Raw genomic sequence first — 20123 nt, forward strand, 5'->3', positions numbered from 1 at the left:
TTTATCTAATTAGGGAGAATTTTATTTTGTTAACTTAATGTTAATGTGCTTCTATCCCACATCGTCTCTAATTTGAAAACATTTATTTCATCTAATAATCCTTTAATAAAATAACCTAACTGACATTTCTAAACTACACTATTGACACTTAACACTATCATCAATACTACACTTCGTTGAGCCACATTATTACAAATTTATTGATGTAGTTGAGATGGACTCACTTTTTGAATTTGAACAAGTATATCAAACGCTTTACCTAATGATATATCAACAGTTTTTGGTATATCAGGCCCTTCGGTAGTTATTCCAGCGAAAATTGGATGTTGTTCGTTTAACCAAGTTTTTGTCACGCCGTTTGCCTTACGTAAATCAATAAAAAATTGATCTTTTTTAACTTGTCCAAAGATGTAGTTATAACTGCTTGAATCATCCGATTTTAATGTTCCATAGGGGCCAAATTCACCATCGCTATTCTTGACATTATATTGCCCTTCATAAACTGACGTTCCAATAGATACGTACCGTTTTCCATAATATTCTGCTAAATGCTGCCCAGCTACTTTAGGATATATAAAAGGCAGCATATTTGTTTTCGAAACGTGTCCATTATGTCCCCATACAATCGTTTTTCCTAAATGTTCTTCAGTCCACTTCGCATTTTCATACATTGCAATATCATGTTTCAAATAAAAATCCGATGGTTTATCAGGAGGTGTCGCTAACATTGTAGTAAACTGTTCAATAATACGAGCATTTTGCTTTATCCATGCAAACTCTTTAGATTTTCCATTTAAATAGCTTTTATTTTCCTCTAATAAAGCACTAATTTGTTTAGCATCTAAAACATACTTTTCTTTTTCTTCTTTCGTAAGGCTTTCAAAAGTATTCATATCCTTTGTTACAGGAATAAGACCTTTTATCTTCTCTTCTACTCTAGGCAACAGTTTTGAATTGTTCGCTTTAATATATTCTATTATATTATTATAAACATTCTCGTTTACTGATTGAATGTCCATCCCGATGATACGTACTTTCGATTTATGTTTTGGATTAGCATTATATTGCCGAATCCAATCAAGTAAAGCTAGCATTTCTTTCGTCTTAAATGTAGGTGATAGATGTTGGCTTGGGTTTCCCTTACCAGTAAGAACATATCGATCAAGTTCCAAGGCCCTATCCCATCCCTCTTCTAAAACTAGATTGGTAAAGCCCTTTTCAGATACTAAATAATTAACAATACGGTGTTTCATCGTAAAAACTTCATGAGCCCCATGCGTAGCTTCACCTAAACCTACAATTGAAGCTGAACCTACCATATCCTTGAGTGGTTTCAAATCATTAAGAGATGCAGTTGGATTAGTTGTTTTTAAAGGCTTTGCATGTGCTTCTAACCATTTCGCTATTTGATTTGTATTGTAGGGAGCTGTAACAGAAACCTCTGTTTTCGAATCTGCATAAGTATTTCCTACAAAATGAGTCATTGTTATAGCAGAAGCAACAATTGCAATAATCATTTTCTTTTTCATAAAACCCTCCTGAAATACTTACTTATTAGTTTTTTGACATGCTCTAAGGATCCCAGTTTAAACTATTCCCCCCCCTATTACTGTTAAGATACATTTATTCTAATTCCTAAAACTCACTTTTTATCTGGTTTTCCTTTTTACCTACTTGCTAAATTCAGCAAGTAAAATCCTTTTAAATGGATCAGGACTATCAGCTTTAAAACTGTTCAAATTGACGGCCAATGTATGCTTACCTCCAAGTGTGCCACCAGCAAAAGTGGTAAACCCTGGAACGACCCCCCTGTGTCCCCATACCGAGTCACCGTTCGGAAGCTTAGTTTCATAGATTCCAAGACCATATCCGGTTCCCTCTCTATTTGTAGGAACTGTAGTAAGCATTTGTTTTAATTGCTGTTCCTTCAGTAATTTGCCACCTAGTAAGTAAGAGAAGAATTTGTTTAAGTCATCAGCAGTAGAAATGATATCTCCATCCGAGCTACCTGGGTTAATATAAGTAACGTCTTTTAGCTCACTTGCTCCGTCTAGTTGGAAATAGCCACGGGCATGCTTGGTGCCTGGAATCACGCTTGAATTGCCAGGTAGGAATGTATTTGACAAATCAAGCGGTTCAATAATCCGATTTTCAACCTCTTCGGCATAACTGTTGCCAGTTACTTTTTCAATAAGAATCCCCAGTAATACGTATCCTGTATTTGAATAAGACCAACCCTTTCCTGGGGCAAAGTCTGGGGGAAGTGAAATCCCCATTTTGACGAATTCTTCAGCCGTATACGATTTTTTTGTATCCGTAATATCAAAGTCTTTTGAATTTGTATAGTCAGCAATACCACTTGTATGATTCAATATTTGCCGGATCGTAATCTGGTTACCATCATATCCGTTTCCTTGAATAACACCAGGCAACCATTTTTCAATGGAGTCGTCTAGATTCAAACGGTTCTCTCCAGATAATTGAAGTAGAACTGTTGCAATGAACGTCTTCGTTACACTACCAATGCGAAAGCGAAAATCTGTTTTCATTGGTTTCTTGGTGCTCAGGTCCGCTAACCCAGCGGCATAACTCCATGTTTTTCCACCCTCAGAAGTTTTAGCAAGTATTCCAGGATATCCAAGTTGCAATGTATCCCGCATTGCCTCTTTGACGGAATTACGTTCTCTTTGAGTGCTTGTTTGTAGCGAACTAGATACACTTTGCGTAGGTTCTGCTTTTACAATTGATGTTGGTGTTATGTATAACAGGGAACTTCCAGCTATTAAAAGTGCTAGACTTGCACATGTAATTTTACTGCTTGTTTTCATAAAGCATTCCTCTCCTCTATTTAAATTGTATTGATGGTTGATAGCTATGTCATATGCTAACCACACAGCTATCAACTCTCCCAATGATAAAAGTCAACACTGAATTTGCAATCATCTATGCACCAATTATTTCTACAAACAACTTTCTGACCTAATAAATGATTAATTCCTCTTTTTCAGATGTATGTTAACCTCTGTAATTTCTTCTTTTCTTCCATAGAGTTTTGTTAATGAATTTGTTTTTATATAAATATATAGTATCTATTCCCCCTCTCGTTCTTCTCTACATTTTGATCATACACAATGAAAATCTCTTTTCTCTTACTCCTTTCTTACAAATTCCTTACGCTCAAAACCACTTCTATAATTCGGTGGTTTTTATTTTAAGAAAAACTCAGTTCTATTAATTTGATAGGCTAGGGTACTGCCACATGTCCATCAAATTAGGAACCTGCTTTACCCCAAATGTAAAAAAACGTTATCCTTTCCTATGATTCTAGAGAAAGAATAACGTTTTTCATGTTACGGAGGATTTTGTTTTATTAGCTTAACAGCATTTACTACCTTAATTTTAAAAAAACTTTAAAATTAAGGTATTTTTTGAACCAGAAAAGGATATTTTCAACTATAAAAACTATGACAAAATTTATCTATTTTTCCTTTTTGCCTACTTGCTAAATTCAGCAAGTAAAATATTTTTAAAAGGATTAGAATGACTAGTTTTATGGCCATTCAAATTGATGGCCAATGTATGCTTGCCTCCAAGTGTGCCTCCAGCAAAAGTAGAAAACCCTGGAGAGGCACCTGCGTGTCCCCATATCGAGACACCGTTTGGAAGTTTAGTTTCATAGATTCCAAGACCATATCCATCGATTACTTCTGTTCCTGTAGGAACTGTAGTAAGCATTTGTTTTAGTTGCTGTTCCTTCAGTAATTTGCCACTGAGTAAGTAAGAGAAGAATTTGTTTAAATCGTCAGCAGTAGAAATTATATCTCCATCCGAGCTACCTGGGTATGAATAAGTAACGTCTTTTAGCTCACTTTCTCCGTCATATCTTTCATATCCACGGGCATGATTGGTACCTGGAATAACAGTTGAATTACCAGGTAGGAATGTATTCGACAATTCGAGCGGTTCAACAATCCGATTTTCAACCTCTTCCGCATAGCTGTTTCCAGTTACTTTTTCAATAAGCATACCTAGTATTACGTATCCTGTGTTTGAATAAGACCAGCCCTTACCTGGAGCAAAGTCTGGTGGAAGAGAAATTCCCATCTTTACTAATTCTTCAGCCGTATACAATTTTTTTGTATCCATAATATCATAGTCTTTTGACTTTAAGTATTCAGCAATCCCACTTGTATGATTCAATATCTGCCGAATCGTGATCTGGTTACCATCATATCCGTTTCCTTGAACGACGCCAGGTAACCATTTTTCGATGGAGTCATCTAGATTCAAGCGGTTCTCTCCAGCCAATTGAAGTAGCACTGTCGCAATGAATGTCTTCGTAACACTGCCAATACGAAAGCGATAATCTGCTTTCATTGGTTTTTTGGTTCTCAAATCCGCTACCCCAGCAGCATAACTCCACGTTTTTCTATCCTTTGAAATTTTGGCGAGTATCCCTGGGTATCCAAGTTGTAGCGTATCCCGCATTGCTTTCTTGACGGAAGTACGATCTCTTTGAGTATTTGTTTGTAACGAATTAGATACATTTTGATTGGGCTCTGCTTTTACAATTGAGCTTGGTGTTGTATATAACAAAGAACTTCCAGCCATTAAAAGGGTCAGACTTGCACTCGTAATTTGTCTACTTGTTTTCATAAGATTCTCCCTCTCCTCTATTCATATTGTGTAGATGGTTATTAGCTGTTTCATACTAAGCACACAGCTATCACCTCTATTAAAAGTTCAATATTACATTTGTAATTATCTTGCTAATTATTTTTTCACAAATGCAATTGTATTCTAACAAACGATAAATCCCTCTTTTTCCGCATGTATGTTAACCCTAGAAGAACCACTCTTATTACTGGTTTGTTTTTCATAAATAAATCATGCCTATTTCCCCTTTCACGCCTCATTATATTTTTTAACATACACAATGTAGGTCTCCCCTCCCCATTTATTGTTAATGCGTTAAAAACTGCTCCTTGATTCTAAATGTTTTTCTGTCACACACGGTAGTGTCAAAATGTCATGACTTTTATGACATAACTATTAATACAGCCTTATCCACTCAATTTTGTTCTCCTTTATAAATATGACAAAAACTCACTACCTACTATGACTGGCCTCTTGCTACACTCTGTTCATACGCTAACGGGTGCTAACTCGTTTCGCTAACAAAAAAACAAATCAATTAAAGGAGCTTACAAAAATGAAACAAGCAATTAACAAACTGGGGATCGTTGCAGTTCTTCTTTCTTCTTCAACCATGATTTCTGCGTGTTCCCAACAATTATTAGAAGCTGAAAAATCAAAACCATTAACATCCTCAACTAATATTCAAATGATGGAAGGACCTACTAATAAAAAAGAAATAGAATCTTTTGCAGACCCGTTATTTGAAGAAAAAATGAAGAAGTATAATGTGAACGGTTCTAGTTTTGTCGTCGTTCATGATGGAAAGGTCGTTGTCAATAAAGGATATGGATATGCCAATAAAGAAAAGAAAATCCCTGTCACTAAGGACACGGTCTTTCAAATCGCTTCAGTCTCAAAAACCTTTACTGCTTTGGCTGTGATGCAGCAAGTCGATAAAGGAAAGCTTAAACTAGATCAAGATGTACAAAAATACCTTGGTGGATTACAAATTCCTAATCAAACAGGGAAACCTCTCACCCTGTTTGATATGCTTACTTATACTAGCGGGGTAGATTTTCCGGATCTCACAAATATAACTGGACCCGAATACGTTCATAATAGTATACCAATGAAAGAATTTTTCTCTAAGCATATGCCAACGGTGATACGGCCACCAGGGGAAGCTTATACGTATGACAACGTCTCATTTGCGCTCGCAGGGTTTGCAGTAGAAAATGCTACTAACACCCCTTTCTCAAAATATATGGAAAAAAATATTTTCAAACCATTAGATATGGAATCTACGAGTATGAGCTTTACGCCTGACCTTCTCAAAAGAATGGCTACCCATTATGGTCCCACTGGCGATCCGATTCCAACAAGTGGGAGCGGTTTAAGGGATACACCACAAGGAGGCATTTTATCTACTGCGGAAGACATGTCAAAATACATGATTATGCAACTACAGAAAGGAACGTTTAAAGACAAAGAAATTATAAGTAAAAAAGGCATAGATATGATGCATGCCTATCAAGTTTTTGATGATAAGACAGTCCCTGTTGCGACAATTGGATTTGAAACGCCTTTTAATAAATTTGCTAACGATCAACATGTTGTAATGAAAGGTGGAAGTATGCCTGGGCATCAATCACTGCTGATTTTAGTGCCTGAACAAAAAACAGCATTCTTCATGTCTTACAATAATGATTCAATGATGAGTATAGACATATATGAAGCTCTCATGGATCACTATTTCCCCGCTAAGAAGAATGAAGTAAAAACAAGTTATCTCCCGTTAGAGGAAAAAGAGGCTCATAAATACTTGGGTTTATTCCAGAACACGCGTTTCGCTGCCATTCGCACTCATTTTACTTATGAAAATGGGAATTTGATCATGGAGGGTGGAACAACGGGAAAACAAGTTCTCAAAATGATTCATTCATTGTTATTTGAGGATTCAGAAGGCAATAAAGTCGCTTTCAAAAAGAATTCAGCAGGAGAAATCACATATTTTCACTACACCTCTCCTAAAAGCCTTGATTTTGTAGCAGATGCTCAGAAAATTAACAACAAATCACCGTTTGATGACGTGCCAGCAAAGAGTAAATATAGAAGTCACATTGATAACCTTCATGCTCTAAACATTATGGGTGCTAAAACAGATAATCTATTTAATCCGATGGACACCATGACACAAGGAGAATTTGCGGATATGCTGTTACTTGCTCACGGATGGAACGGTTTTCCAGACGAATCCAAGGAGGCCAGGGAAAAAATGATAAATGGAATTCCAGAGTATAATCGTGCTACCCCGATTACACGACAGGTCGCAGCAACCATGATTCAAAACGTTAAGCAAATTCAAGACTTGAAACCGATTCGACCTGATAAAGCTATTAAAGTTAAATTACTTGATGCCGCAGACGACTGGGCAGTCCAATCGATTCAGGCACTTGCCTCCCAAGGAATTCTAGACCCTGATACTTCCATCAACGCTGACGGATCTTTTATGTTCCGTCCGAAAGATGTGTTACTGCGTCAAGAAGCAAGTTCCTTGCTGGATTTAGCTTTTGGTTATTATTCATTACCTATTAAACGACAGTAGATATTTATTCTAATTTAAATAATAAAAAAATAGGATGCTAGTACCTTATCAATATAAAGCTAAAATAAAACAAGAAATTTAACTTTATAAGATTTTTATAAAAATACAAACGATTCGAAGCATAACTCTATATATTTGAAATTTTTGTATTAAAAAAGGAACCTATTAGGAAATATGATAGGTTCCTTCCTTTAATTTAACAGACGTTATACACTGTAAATATGGTGAGTTAGATCTTCAACCTCTTCTAAAACAATTCTCTTAAAAGATAGAAATCTTACATGCTTGTAAGGTAAATGTAAGACAATTCAATATGAGGACTATAATACTTTAGATTAAATTATATATAGCCAATAAAAGAATAGGAGATAACAACTATGAGTATATTAACAGTCCGTAACTTAAGTAAAATTTATAATACAGGAAAAGTATCTTATAAAGCTCTTTCCAATATTGATTTGACAATACAAAAAGGAGAATTTGTAGGAATTATGGGAGCATCAGGAAGTGGCAAATCAACTTTACTGAATATGATTTCTACTATTGATGCACCAACATCAGGAGAAGTATTTATTAACGAAAAAAATCCCCATTGTTTATCTTCTAATGATTTAGCATTATTTAGACGCCGTGAACTAGGGTTTGTCTTTCAATCCTTTAACCTTATGAATACTCTAACTGTAAAAGAGAATATTGTTTTACCACTTACATTAGATAATATAAGTTTGAATGAAATGAACAACAAAGTAGAAGTCATTTCCAAAAAACTAGGGATTGAACAGATTTTAAATAAAAGAACCTATGAAATTTCAGGAGGACAAGCTCAACGAACCGCCATTGCTCGTGCCCTTATTCATTCTCCTCAATTAATATTAGCAGATGAACCAACAGGAAATTTAGATTCAAAAGCGGCAAATGATGTGATGGAACTCCTAAAGAAATTAAATCAAGATCAACAAGTAACTATGATGCTAGTGACACATGATCCCGTAGCTGCGAGTTACTGTGATCGAGTAATCTTCATTACAGATGGATCTTTTTATAATGAAATTTATTGCGATGACAATCGTTCAAAATTTCACAAAGATATTACAGATGCACTATCTTTACTAGGAGGTAATTAACATGAATTTTCGTCAACTTGTATATAATAATGTCACTCGTAATAAACGATTATACCTTGGACATTTTTTGAGTAGTACATTTGCCGTGATGATTCTATTTACTTTTGAATTGCTTGCATTTCATCCTAATTTCACTGGAAATCTTGTATCGACCAGTGAGACCATGAGTTCTTTAAGTACAAAAGGATTTAAAATTGCTCAATATCTAATTATATTTTTCTCCTTCTTTTTCATTCTCTATTCTATTACTATGTTTTTAAAAACAAGGAAAAAGGAATTTGGGATTTTATTACTCCATGGCATGTCTAACGCACAATTAAAAAAGCTAATTTTCATGGAAAATATGTTAATTGGATGTTCTGCAATTATTGTTGGGATTGGACTTGGATTAGTTTTTGGAAAATTAATCTTACTAATAAGTGGTTCCCTTTTCCTGTTAAAAGGTGGGCTTCCATTTCATTTTCCTACTAATGCAATTTTAGTGACATCTCTTATGTTTTTTATTTTATTTATACTTGTCTCTTTTTTCACTGTACGAGTAATGAAGGTATCACAGCTAATTGAACTCATGAAATCTGAAGAAAAACCAAAAGCGGAACCAAAGTCATCTAAATGGCTAGCTTTCTTCTCAATTCTTTGTATTTGCATTGGATATGCCTCAGCGTTTTATTTGGATATAGCATTAAAAAAAGGAATTGAGATATATGTTCTATTACTATGTGTTTTCTTAACTGTATTAGGAACATACTTTTTATTTACTCAGCTCAGCTTTTATGTCATTACAATATTGAAAAATCGTCAATACACTTTCTTTAAAAAAACCAATATGTTAATGATTTCAGAGTTAACATATCGAATGACAGATAACGCAAGAACACTCTTTCTAGTAAGTGTACTTTCCGCAGTTGCCTTTACCTCTATTGGTGCTTGCCTTTCTATTGGAAATGGCGCATTAGCGGCAGTTAACAGTCCTTATGCATTTGAATATAAATCATATAAACACAACAATGAGGAGGCATTTCATATTTCTCAAATAGAGAAACGATTACATAATGATGGATTCTCATATAAATTAGTAACTTCTACTGGTTTTAATACAACAAGACATGCAACACCAATTATGAAACTGACTGATTACAACGCAACTGCAAAAACACTAGGATACTCAGCAGAAACGTTAAATAAGGAAACAGACAGTCTAATCCTACCATCAAAAATATATTTGAGAGCAGCTTCTCAAGAGGAATTAAAGAAAATGTCTTCATCCCTTACACTGGAACACGGTAATATGAATTATAATTTTTCTGATAATAAAATATTAATGGATAATATTATCAGCCCATCTAATAATTTTTCTGTCGTTGTTTCGGATTCAATGTACGAAACAATACTAAATACACCATTAGAAGAAGCAAAGGTCGATCAGTATATAGACTATCGTTTCTTAATTAAAAACATGTATGAAACAGCAGATGTGGCTAAAAAACTTACAGAGATAATTCCAAATGATTATAGAAACGGACGCCCACCATTTATATTTGATTCCCCGGTATTAAAATGGTTAGAAGGTAAACAAGTGAATGCGATACTATCTATTCTTAGTGTACTAGTAGGAGTTGTATTTTTCGTGTTTACAATTAGTTTTCTTTACTTCCGTTTATTTACAGATTTAGATCGAGATAAAAGCCAATTTCAAATGCTTTCTAAATTAGGGTTAACTAAAAGAGAGATAAAAAAAATTGTAACCCAACAAATTAGTATATTATTTTTTATACCTATTGTGATTTCTGTTCTTCACAGTAGCGTGGCTTTCTTGGCAATAAGGTTTTTAGCACAGAGCAGGCACATAGACTTACCTATTGCAGGAAATTCTATTTTCATCTTCACGAGCTTTATTAGTGTACAAATAATTTACTACCTTATTATTAGAAGAAATTATTTGCGTCAAATACTGAAGTCCATATATTAAAGTGGAAAATGAGAGAAATGCTGGTGGTATTCTGTATATATACCTCTTACTTAAAATCAATTTTTTAGTAAGCTAATTAAATTCTTTATTTTACCAATGGAGTAACAACATATCTCTATCAAGCTAAGAAAATAAAATTCCTCTTAAAATGAAAAAATACGTTATTCCTTCTGCATAATTAGAGAAAGGAATAACGTATTTTTTACTTTATGGATAGTGTAAAATCTTAGCTTGAAGTCGATGTGATGTGCTCCTTTTTTAATTGATTCATGTTTATTCATTATCCGTGCAATCTTTTTTATCTATTATTCTTTATAAATTGCAAAATTTAAAACAGGCAAGGAATTCTATTTTTTATAAACAGGTGGAATACTTTATGGGAAATTGAAAATATCTTCTGGATCGTATTTAGCTTTCACTTGAGTCAATCGTTTGAAGTTTTCACCATAATATAAATCTGACCAATCTTTCATTATTCAAGGTGAAATAAAATTGTTTGCAAAGAGATTCTTCCGATATTTGGTATCATATACCTTAGATAAATTAGGTAGAGAAATAGAATTTTTTTAACAGGAAAATAATTTATAGCTGGAAGAATATAATTATATTAATGTGTTTTGAACTGTACCTTTAAGGAGACGTTGTCGATGAGAAAATATTTCTATTTCATTGAGCGAAAAAACAAGTGGATAACGTATCACTAACCCATAAACTACGTGGTTCCTCCTCAACATTGGAAGGAGAGTATCAGATTGAAGAAAATTTATTTAAATTCAATTGACAAAAGTAATTGGGAAAAAGCAATTAGACTGTCTGTTAAAGAAGAACAACAAACATTTATTGCATCCAACCTTTATTCTATCGCAGAAGTTCAATTTCTAGATAACTTCTATGCAAAAGGTATTTATCTTGATGAAAAAATGATAGGATTTACTATGTTTGGGATAGATTCTGATGATAATAATTATTGGATTTACAGACTTATGATTGATGAAGAATTTCAGGGGAAAGGTATAGGCAAACAAGCTATATATCTAGTTATTGATGAGATAAAAAGAAATAATAACGTAAACATTTCTATAATAATGAATTGAAACAGAGTTATCAGCTTTTGGGGAACAGTTAGCTAAATATTCTTTGTAAGTACTTGAATTCTCCACAATGACTTGTAGACTTATTAAAGAAAAGAATTTGATAGTGGAGCATTATAAGTAGAAAAGGATTAAACTTTTTTATAAAAGAATCAATCAACTGAAAATATTAAGAGCGTGTTTTGATTAACTTTTTTCAAAACACGCTCTTTTCTATAATTATTTATCAAAGTTATTAGTATCAATTTGAATAAGCTTCATTTAGAAGCAAAAACAATGTTCAAATAAAATTACGTCTAAATTGAACATACATACAGCCACAATTTGCTGTTTTCTAAGCTCAAAGTTTACCTCTCCAATAAGTGGAAATAATAAAACTATAAAGCATAAGATGGCCATTTTGTCCATCTTATGCTTCTTGTGGTTTACGATAAGCTTTTATTATTTAATTTTAATTTTGTTATTTTACAAGTGTTCAGTTGCAATCCGGTCCTATTTATGGTTCTCCTATTTGTAAAATCTATTTATTTTGTGCAATCTTAGCACCTTCATATAATTTATCCGTATAATTTTTAAGGTCCTGCCAATTATCCTTCGCTGTATTCAGATCTGCTCTTATAATCTCATCAAACAGGTCTAGATTAATGTTGTCAACACTGTCAATCAATGATTTATATTTTTTCTCCACGGTCCCCCACTGAGTCTTTATATTTTCAAGAGCAGTAACAGCTGTACCAACTGTTGCAGCCATATGTTCCGTTTTATTTTTGGCATCAGTCAAAATAACTACTTCTGCCTCTGCTCCAGAAATTCTGGACTTTAATTGTTCTATTTCTTGTTGTGCAGATGCGATATTCTTGTCAGTAGTGACAAGCAATGGTATACCAATCGGAGGCATAAATACAGATAAAGCTATATAGCCACCACGTTTATCATAGTTTTCTTTAATTGTATTATTACAATTCTCAATTCGTTGTTGTAGAAGCGGAATACCGGCGTTCGTACTTTCTAGAATATTCTCCAATTGATTAAAATCTTCTTTGAAATTTCTTGTATTTTCTGCTATTTCACCTTGAAAATTTTTCAATTTTTCTAACAGTACATCTAATTTTTGACTATTGTACAAAATACTATTGTACAAATTTTCTAGTTCATATTTTAATTTCTCTTTATCTTTTTGCTCTATAGCAGTTAGTAAAAGCTTATAACTTGCTTGAAACGTATCATTATAACTTACAATATTCTGATGCGTGTACATAATACGAGTTTTAAAATACATGAACCAAAAGTCGGCATTCTCTATTGCATCCCGTTGATGCTTAATCATGTTTGCTTGCAAATCACCATTTATAGAACTTATTTTACTTAAATCTGTCAGCTGTTGATTACTGATTGTATTGGCATATGAATCCATTGTAAGGATATTTGCCACCATTTTTCCCATTACTTCTTTAAATTCACCAGGACCAAGAGAATAGTTCTTCAAGCTTTCTTGCTGTTGGGATACAGTTGGTTCTGCTGCTAAAGTATGAAGTGGAATTACATTATTCGCTGCCATTCCCGTAATGATTGTTGACAAAATAATCTTCTTATATAAATTCTTATTCATCTTTTTCACCTACTCTTTTACATGCATCACATATTTTATTAAATTCATAAGCTTCTATTCTTTACTTCAAATGAATTAAGATTATTGCAAATAAAACAACATATTAAAATAGAGATACTCTTACTTTCTTATTCTATAATCTTTATTAAGTTTCATAACTATATAGGAAGTCTCCTGCTCAAACTTGAACAGGAGACTCATATTATGTGTTCTTCAAAAGGGAAACTTAGTATATTATATTTTTCATTACTTTACTAAATTATTGAAGTAATACTATTTTTTCTCTTCCACAAATTTAATCTCACTATTCTGAATATTTTCAGCGTACATTCTAATCTGCTCCCAATGTTCCTTCGCTGTATCCAGATCTGCTGTTATATCCATAGCAAGGAATTCTGGGTCAACCTTTTTAGCTTTATCAATCAATGCGTCATATTTTGTACCCATTACATCCCACGTAGTCTTTATATTTTCAAGAGAAACAATAGCTTTATCAATTGTATCTGTTAAATTTTTAATATCACCTTGCACTATCGTTAACCTACCTGACTGTAGTTTCGCCATTGAAATATCTTGTGTTAGCTTTATAATTTCTTCTTGTGCCTTGATTATCTGCTGCTGCGATGAAACTACTCCGTATATCCCACCTCCTAATATAGGTGCACCAATGGGCGCAAAAGGTGTAAGAACCAAATATGCACCAGCAGCAGTTGCAACCGACGATGCAATATAAATTTTGTTATTCTCATCGATTACTGCTTTATTTGTTTTGATTTGTTCCTGGAACAGTGGAATTCCAGCTTCTTCACCAGTTAAAATATTTACGATTTTTTCAGCATTCCCTTTTAAATTTTGTGTATCTTTTTCTAATTTGCCGCGAAAGCTTTTCAAATCATCCACTAATTTGGTAACTTGTCCTTTATTCTGTGAAATTTCACCATTCAACTTTGTAAGCAAAGCTGTTAGTTTGACTGGATCATTTTTATATTGTAATAAATAACGAGAATAATTTTGGAATGTTGTATCATAACTGATAATATTTTGATTCGTCGTAATTATTCCTGATTTCAAATTATTTAACCAGTATGTTGCATTTTCTCTAGTAATATTTTGGTTGGCTTTAATGTTTGTCTTTAAATCATCGCCAACTGAAGGTAAACCATCCAAATTAATATCTGCTTGTTTAAGTATAGTTAAAGCATACAGATCCATTACCAACATATTGGATTTAGTGTCCTTCATCGCATTATCAAGCCCTGTTGGTCCAAGGTAATAACTAGGGTATTTAAGGTCTTGATTTGCATGAATAGGTGCTGGTTCCTCTGCTGAGGCATATGATGGCATAATGCCACCCGCTACGATTGTTGCTATTAATGTAGATAAGGCCATTACTTTATAAGGTTTTTTCATCACATTTTTCTCTCCTTACATTATATTTTTAAGAATTATTGTTATTTATTCCACAAATTTTATCCTGTTACTTTTATTTTTGTAACACTCTCTTGATATTCCGTTGTTTGTTTTTTCAATTCATCTGTAAACTGTTTAAGCTCTTTTAATCGTACTTGTAATGAATTGGAATCTATTTTCGTATCAGCATTAAGACTTGTCCCCATTTGAATCATTATGTTATTAAAGGTGTCCCAACTACTTACTAGATTGTCAAAACTCTGAGTTTGATTTTTAACTGTTCTTGTAAAGTTATTTAATTGCTGCTCAATAAGTGTCATTTGAGTTGCTTGTACTTCAATATTCGATAAATTTTGTACCAATTGAATTAGTTGCTGTTGCTTCTGAGCAATAGCTTTATTCAGTTCTGTTACTTTATCATTTTTGAGTTGTCCATACTGGTTATAAATCGCTTCTAAATTAGACACGTCTACAGTTTTATCCTTAACTCCGTCTTTCAAAATATTAATAACCGACTTTGTAATATTTAAAGAACCGTCTAGATTTTCTTTTGGTAGAGCTAGAAGTTTTTCAAAATCTTCTTGAATGCCTACATTAAGTTGTCCCATTTCTGTTCTTAATTTTTCAATGTCTCCGTTTGAACTCTTATAAGATTCAAACGCTCTGATAACTTTAATAGAAAATTTATTACTATCTTCAACCAAATCGTCCTTAAAATTATTTAAGTCTTCTGAATTTATTTTTATATTATACTGAATTGTTTGCACGTCACCTTGAAGTAAATTAAAAATACGTACAAATGATGCTTTTGCTTGCGGATTTTCATTCATTTTTCCAGCTAGTTCAACCAATGTATTATAATAATTTGTAAATCTTATTCCGAAACTCTGTATGTCTTGATTTACTTTGAATAATTTTGGATTATATACATCCAACCAGTCTCGAACTTGGTTTCTTGCAGTACCTTGATCAGTTGTTATTCCATATATAGTATTTACATTAAGGTCTGGTTGCTGTAATATGATTAGCCCATATCCTTGAATTAATGGCGTCTGTGATCCTAATTTCGTAATCGAATTTGATAACCTATCCATAGCGGGTCCAAGTATACTGCTTGGTTGTAAATAAGTTGTATTACTTTCTGCAAAAGTATTTACAGGTGAGAAACAACTTGTAGATACTGCTGTAACTAATAACCCTGCGACTAACGCTTTTTTCATAGTGATCCCCCCATTTATTGTTGTCTTTTGATAAAATAGTTGGACTAAATTTTAATTAATTTGAAATCCAACATTACAACAATTAATATATATATATATTAATTTAAAGATGAATTTTAAGGAATATAAATATAGATTGTAAACATTTGTACATAATGCCCTACTATAAACTTATTCCCTAAGTCATTACATAAAAGACATATACGAAGATGATCTTGATTTTATATGTCTTAAAATGTAACTAACACCTTGTGTCCTTATTAAAACATCAAATTTTCAGTGCGTATATAGTAAAATTTTGTAGATTTTTGTATAATTTTATCCTTTTTTATTTTTTTATCTTAATTATTTAATATGTGTACAAATTAAAATACTATACTTCTAAAATTACTATGCAACTTCATTACTATAATTAAAATAATTATAATTTAATAATACCGATAAAAAGGTACCTAATTTAATTTAACTAGGTGAATTTTCATTCCCAAAAAATTATTTTAGCATATTTTTCAATACTCTTCGCTTATTTCTTCCTCTATATGGATATGTAAAATTGCATATCCATATAGAGGTAAGTTAACTATTATATATAGTCATAAGTAATAAGTTTCCAAATAACTATTATGCATTACCGATACATCAATATTAAGTTTCCATAACTTGTTGAAAACGTGAGAGTAACGGAACTTATCCATTACTTCTATAAAAATTATGCGTTGGATTCATCAGTCTTGAACAAAAAAATCCGACATGATCTAAAACAACTAAATGCCTCCTATAAAGTCAAAGAAACATATATGGGGTACCGGAAAATGCGGATTTAAAACGCTAAGACCATTTTCAAGTCGATCCCCCATTTTTAACAACGTTAAGAAAGTTTCAATGGTCTTAAAGAATCTAACGAGACCATTTTTGACATTTAACTGCTTATGTTAGATGTAAGGTATTCCAAATATTGATGGCAGTGATAATTTTGTTTAAAGCACTGGCTCTTTGCAATTGATGCTGTATGGTTCGTTCCCTAAGCAATCCCTGTTTTTCAAAGAAAATAGCTCTTGCCAGTCCATTCATGGCTTCTCCTTTATTCAATCCTATTTATATTTTTCTTCTTAGAGATTCACCTGAAATGTAATTAAGAATAAGAATGTATATATCACGAGCACGTCTCTAGAAGGAGTACCAACGAATAACGTGCACTCATTGTATTCATCGTTGACAAATTGAAATTTTGTTAAAACGTGGCAGTCATTTTTTGAAATTGATGAATGTAAAAATATTAAAAGAGAACGCCTAAATTGCCATTTATATGGACAACTCATTGGCATTCTCCTCTGTTTTTCTACGATGTTTCAAATGCGATGATTTCTACTTGAAAAGACAAAGCATGAGTGAATACATAACGATTTATATGATTAAAGATTACTTTCCGTTACTGTTTCAAGTGATAGCCGGTGGCGCAGAAGAACTTTTAAAAATTCTGCATCGTCTTTATCTACTACTCAAAAAGAACGGTCGTAAAGGTTCCGTTGCAAAGTTTTTCAAATGGAGCTAAGCTATAAGGAAAATGTGTTGAGGAGAATGATACATGAGATACTTTAAAGGGAAACAGTTCAAGAAAGACATTATTTTAGTAGCTGTTGGCTATTACTGTCGTTTTTCTTTAAGCTATCGTGATGTATCTGAAATCTTGAAAGAACGTGGTATTTCCGTTCATCCAACAACTATTATGCGCTGGGTTCATGAATATGGAAATCTAATCTATCAAATTTGGAAGAAGAAAAACAAATCAGCACTCCATGCTTGGCATTTGGTCATGGGAGTCACTTTTGTCTTGATGCGCCACTCGCTCGTTTAGAAGCAAAAATTGCAATTTCTACACTATTAAACCGTTTGCCAAATATACAAATACAAGGTGAAAGAGAGCAAATAAAATGGAAAGAAAATTATCTAATGAGATCTTTAGAAGAATTTCCTCTAAAGTTTTAACTCTTTTAGTTATTAACAAAGATTTTAGAGGGCAGTATCCTGCTATTTAGGCATACAGTAAGAATTTATCACTATTTTATTTAGAAGTAACAAATGGTTACAAATAAAGTTTTATCATTATTATATAGAAACAGAAAATATAAACTTAAAAGAATAAGAATGTAACAAAATTATTCTGATGTATATACTGATTAGCAAAAAAAGACTCCATTTTGATTAATCTTTTTCAAAATGAAGTCTTTTTGTTTGACGTAAAATCAAGGAATATAAATTTTTCTGATTAAATTCTATTCTAAACTAATAACATTCTTATGTTCTTTATTATAACATCCCTTGAGTTTAGTTAATTATCGAGTTAAATAACTTGTCTTACAGCTAAATCCTACTGATAGATATAACAAAAAGACGTTTTGACTACCTCTACTTTAAAAATAAAATGAATGGTAAATTATCTAGACGAGAATCAAATTACTTATCAATATGCTGAACAACAAGTGAAGCGTATTCTTTTGCTCCTGTTGGATTTAAATGAATTCCATCTGGTTCGAAATATGATTGATTTCCAGCACTTGCTGCATACCAATCAACTAGCACAGTATTTGGAAATTTGGAAGAGACTTCTTTTAATTTCTCATTAACTACGGCCTCCCACGGACGAGGTATTCTAGTATTAACTAATACAATTTCACGTTCATCACCTATTAACTGAATTAACGATTCTAGTTGCTGGGTAGTAAATGCTCCATTTGTACCTAATCCAATAATAACATGACTTCCTAAAGTGCCTTCCTTTTTCATTCCCTCTACTATCTCCAATGCTTGAGACATCTGTCTTCCAATTTTCGCATCAATAGTAATATTAGGAAAAGCATCTTTTAAATACGGAGAGACATCGATCATAATTGAATCACCAATGGCTGTAACAGTTTTAGGTTGTTTAATTTGTTTAGAGGAATCTTTATTTTCGTCCTCTAATGTTTTATCAACCGGTTTCTCTTCCTTAGTAACTGGATGAGCTGGTTCCTCATTTTTTTTCACTTGTACCGCCTCTGTCCTAACTTGTTTAGAATTGTCTTTTACTTTTCCGGCTGTTGAGAAACCAAAGATAACTGTTATGGAGAGGAATATTGTACATGCTAAAGCAACTCTATTAACGAATGATAAGTCTCTTATTTTCAAGTCCTTTAAACGAAGATTCTTCAATGCACCTTGCCGAATTGGATTTTCAATAAACTTCCACGAAAAATGTGCCATAAGTAGAATCAAAAAAACTTGAAAAATAGCTTTAGTAAAATGAGGTCCTTCTGTACTAGCTTGCGAGCTTGTCAATGTGATAATTGGATAATGCCAAAGGTATATTCCATAGGACCGAATACCAATCCAACGTAATGGTTTAAACCTTAAAAGCACACTAATTCTGCTAGTTGGATGAGCAAGGTTGGCTACTAATAAAGCAGTAACAACTGATAAAAATAACATTCCTCCACAATATAGGAATGAGTCATATTGATTTGTCTCCCAAAACATAATTAAAATAATAATTAAAGCGATTCCCCCAACTACATCTAAAACTAGACGGGCTGACGGAATAATTTTATTAGATAGTCTATTACTTGGCCAAAGTAGAGCGAGTACTGCCCCTATTAATAGAGAAAACGCTCTTGTATCGGTACCATAATAAACTCTACTTGGATCACTTCCTGGCTCATACAGTACAGCCATTGCAATTGCTGAAGCAATTGCTCCTAAAAAAATAAATAGTGTCATACGTGATCGTTTTTTTATGTAATAGAACCCTAAACTAAGTATGAATGGCCAGACTACATAAAATTGCTCTTCAACAGCTAACGACCAAAAATGATTTAAAGGAGTAGGTTGGCCAAAATTATCAAAATATGATAACTTATGATAAATGTACCACCAGTTACTAATATATAATACTGCTGCTAACGAATCTCCCCGCATTTTTCCTAGTAAGGAGTTATGAAATAACGTCACCCCTGCAAACACAATAATGAGCATAACAAACATTCCTGGAAGTAATCTTCTTGCCCTACGTATCCAGAAATTTTTTAAATCAATGCTTTTATATTTCTCCCACTCAGTAGCAAGTAGATCGGTAATTAAATAACCCGAGAGTACAAAGAAAACTGTAACGCCCAGGAATCCTCCAGGTATCCACTTATAGTTGATATGATATAACACGACGCCCAGTATAGCCAGTCCTCTTAAACTATCTAATCCGACCATATAACGATTATTTTTCTTTAATGGTGTGAGCATATATAATCCTCCCTTAAACTTTGCTGATATGTTTGGTTACTTTTTCTCATAAGTGATCATCAACAGAAAACAAATGAAAACTCTATGAATATAAGGAAAAGTACATCTATACAACGAAACTTTTATATAGCAATTCCTTAATTTGTAATTATGTTCTTTGTTACCAAGCAAAAAAGTCGAAAGAACAT

The 20123-nt window shown here is 32.8% G+C and carries 10 protein-coding genes and 6 pseudogenes; 7 read left to right on the forward strand and 9 right to left on the reverse strand.

Annotated elements, in window-relative coordinates; all coding sequences use genetic code 11:
• Positions 1–197: 197 nt before the first annotated feature.
• The 3 genes from ACTFP3_RS22045 to ACTFP3_RS22055 all read right to left on the reverse strand — a co-directional run bounded on the left by ACTFP3_RS22045 (position 198) and on the right by ACTFP3_RS22055 (position 4656).
• The gene (locus ACTFP3_RS22045; protein WP_059303786.1) at positions 198–1529 is read right to left on the reverse strand and encodes an erythromycin esterase family protein; all 1332 of its coding nucleotides are present in this window, start codon (positions 1527–1529) and stop codon (positions 198–200) included.
• A gap of 141 nt (positions 1530–1670) precedes the next feature.
• On the reverse strand, positions 1671–2828 hold the full coding sequence (locus tag ACTFP3_RS22050; RefSeq protein ID WP_440011275.1) for a serine hydrolase domain-containing protein: 1158 nt from the start codon (positions 2826–2828) through the stop codon (positions 1671–1673).
• A 667-nt stretch (positions 2829–3495) separates the two neighbouring features.
• Positions 3496–4656, reverse strand: a complete 1161-nt coding sequence (locus ACTFP3_RS22055; protein WP_124749812.1) for a serine hydrolase domain-containing protein — start codon at positions 4654–4656, stop codon at positions 3496–3498.
• A gap of 556 nt (positions 4657–5212) precedes the next feature.
• On the opposite strand from ACTFP3_RS22055, the gene ACTFP3_RS22060 reads away from it, so the two are divergent.
• The 3 genes from ACTFP3_RS22060 (at position 5213) to ACTFP3_RS22070 (ending at position 10336) form a co-directional block, all read left to right on the forward strand.
• A complete protein-coding gene (locus ACTFP3_RS22060) occupies positions 5213–7243 on the forward strand; it encodes a serine hydrolase (RefSeq protein WP_113303079.1) in 2031 nt (676 codons plus the stop codon).
• Between the two features lie 377 nt (positions 7244–7620).
• Positions 7621–8367 carry an ABC transporter ATP-binding protein gene (locus ACTFP3_RS22065; RefSeq protein ID WP_000025975.1) on the forward strand — a complete coding sequence of 249 codons (747 nt, stop codon included), beginning with the start codon at positions 7621–7623 and terminating at the stop codon, positions 8365–8367.
• 1 nt (position 8368) lies between these two features.
• Positions 8369–10336: an ABC transporter permease gene (locus ACTFP3_RS22070; protein WP_440011278.1), complete on the forward strand. Its 1968-nt coding sequence runs from the start codon at positions 8369–8371 to the stop codon at positions 10334–10336.
• Positions 10337–10710: 374 nt separating this feature from the next.
• Here the strand turns inward: ACTFP3_RS22070 and ACTFP3_RS22075 are convergent.
• Positions 10711–10809: pseudogene (locus tag ACTFP3_RS22075) on the reverse strand (BBE domain-containing protein); the annotation flags it as partial.
• Between the two features lie 279 nt (positions 10810–11088).
• On the opposite strand from ACTFP3_RS22075, the pseudogene ACTFP3_RS22080 reads away from it, so the two are divergent.
• Positions 11089–11479 (forward strand): annotated as a pseudogene (locus ACTFP3_RS22080) (GNAT family N-acetyltransferase).
• Between the two features lie 468 nt (positions 11480–11947).
• Here the strand turns inward: ACTFP3_RS22080 and nheC are convergent.
• The 4 genes and pseudogenes from nheC to ACTFP3_RS22100 all read right to left on the reverse strand — a co-directional run.
• Complete coding sequence (gene nheC, locus ACTFP3_RS22085) at positions 11948–13036, reverse strand: non-hemolytic enterotoxin subunit C (protein ID WP_440011279.1); 1089 nt, start codon at positions 13034–13036, stop codon at positions 11948–11950.
• Between the two features lie 273 nt (positions 13037–13309).
• On the reverse strand, positions 13310–14446 hold the full coding sequence (nheB, locus tag ACTFP3_RS22090; protein WP_440011337.1) for a non-hemolytic enterotoxin subunit B: 1137 nt from the start codon (positions 14444–14446) through the stop codon (positions 13310–13312).
• Positions 14447–14505: 59 nt separating this feature from the next.
• On the reverse strand, positions 14506–15666 hold the full coding sequence (gene nheA, locus ACTFP3_RS22095; protein ID WP_440011280.1) for a non-hemolytic enterotoxin subunit A: 1161 nt from the start codon (positions 15664–15666) through the stop codon (positions 14506–14508).
• Between the two features lie 930 nt (positions 15667–16596).
• Positions 16597–16812, reverse strand: a pseudogene (locus ACTFP3_RS22100) (Tn3 family transposase); the annotation flags it as partial.
• Between ACTFP3_RS22100 and ACTFP3_RS22105 the strand changes: the two are divergent.
• The 3 pseudogenes from ACTFP3_RS22105 to ACTFP3_RS22115 form a co-directional block, all read left to right on the forward strand.
• Positions 16810–17185: pseudogene (locus ACTFP3_RS22105) on the forward strand (IS4 family transposase); the annotation flags it as partial. The pseudogenes ACTFP3_RS22100 and ACTFP3_RS22105 overlap by 3 nt on opposite strands.
• 66 nt (positions 17186–17251) lie before the next feature.
• Positions 17252–17476 (forward strand): annotated as a pseudogene (locus ACTFP3_RS22110) (IS6 family transposase); the annotation flags it as partial.
• Positions 17467–17652, forward strand: a pseudogene (locus ACTFP3_RS22115) (cytochrome P450); the annotation flags it as partial. The pseudogenes ACTFP3_RS22110 and ACTFP3_RS22115, both read left to right, overlap by 10 nt.
• A 468-nt stretch (positions 17653–18120) precedes the next feature.
• On the opposite strand, the gene ACTFP3_RS22120 reads toward ACTFP3_RS22115, so the two are convergent.
• Positions 18121–19935, reverse strand: a complete 1815-nt coding sequence (locus ACTFP3_RS22120) for an acyltransferase family protein (RefSeq protein WP_326036844.1) — start codon at positions 19933–19935, stop codon at positions 18121–18123.
• Positions 19936–20123 lie beyond the last annotated feature (188 nt).

The sequence above is a fragment of the Bacillus cereus group sp. MYBK5-2 genome (genome assembly GCF_051915685.1).
Classification (GTDB): domain Bacteria; phylum Bacillota; class Bacilli; order Bacillales; family Bacillaceae_G; genus Bacillus_A; species Bacillus_A cereus.